The following is a 1,170-nucleotide window of genomic DNA, read 5'->3' on the forward strand; positions in this document are numbered from 1 at the left end:
GTCCAGGTCGCCATGCGGCGGGAGGGGTGGGAGTTTCTCTGCCGCTTCTGGCGGGAGCTGCTCGACGAGTTGCTGTCGGAAGTCGGCCAGTACGTCGCCGCTGTACTGATCGACGAACGCCTGTCGGAGTGCGGCGGCGAGGATTGCTGCCTGGCCTGCGTGCGTACCGTAGGAGTCGTGGATCATTGCGAACGACTCGATGCCGTTCTCTGCCGCGAGGCAGGTGGTCAGCATCATGTGGCTGGCGTCGCAGGAGTGGACGAAGTTCGGGCTGATCCCGAGGGTCTGCCTGCGACGGTCGAGCTTAGTACCGCCGATGTTGACCACTAAATTCACCTCGCGGCCTCCGACGTGCGGCCGGATGCGGACGCCTTCCTCCTCGCGGTACTCCTGGAGGACCGGGAAGCCGGCAGGGGTCGTCCAGCTCACCGGCAGGTCGGCCGACGAGGCGACCTTGGAGGCGTCACGCAGCCAGTCCATCGCCGCGCGGGCTGCGATCACCACCTCGCCAATGCACTCCCACAGCAGGGTCGCCAGGTACTCGGCGGTCTCCCAATCGTCCTCCATGCCCAGCTTCTTGAACTTGGAGAGCACCTGGGCGCGCATGCCCGACTTCGTGACGCCGTAGGGCAGCGTCATCACCGGCTGCTTCACGATGTCACGGGTGAGCTGGCCGTCCAGCTTGATCGCCAGCGGGTCGCCGCTCTCGGCACGGGCGCGCAGCTTCTCCTGGGCCACGTCCTTCACGCGCGAATAGATGTCGGCGGGCTTCGGCTGCGGGATCAGGTTGGTGGCTGCGCCGCCCACGGAGTCGCGGAGCATGGCCGAGAAGTTCTGGAGGCCGTTGCAGGAGCCGTCGAGCGCGATGGGCAGATGGGAGACGTGATCGCGGCCGTTGAGGCTGTAGCCGAGCCACTCGAAGCACGCGGCCAGCGCGCAGAACGGGCTGTCGGCGTCCATCCAGAAGCGTTGGCCGTCCAGCGGATCGAGGGCGCTGTCGAGAATCTGCTCCTCGTGCTCGCGCACCCAGGCCACGCGCTCCTCGAACGACACCTTGTCCACGCCGAAGCAGTTGGCGACGTGGATGGCGAGCCAGTAGGCACCGTCCTCGCCGAGCGGCACGCCTTGGGCGAACGTCAGCAGGCCCTTGGCCGCATCATCACCCTGCGG

General features: G+C 67.2%; 1 protein-coding gene. It reads right to left on the reverse strand.

Annotation, left to right across the window (positions count from 1 at the left end; genetic code table 11):
* Nucleotides 1-1,170, reverse strand: a 1,170-nt coding sequence (locus AB0E19_RS38850) for a DNA-directed RNA polymerase (protein WP_362189996.1), incomplete at both ends; no start/stop codon positions are given.

Source organism: Streptomyces sp. NPDC047974 (assembly GCF_040653375.1).
Taxonomy (GTDB): domain Bacteria; phylum Actinomycetota; class Actinomycetes; order Streptomycetales; family Streptomycetaceae; genus Streptomyces.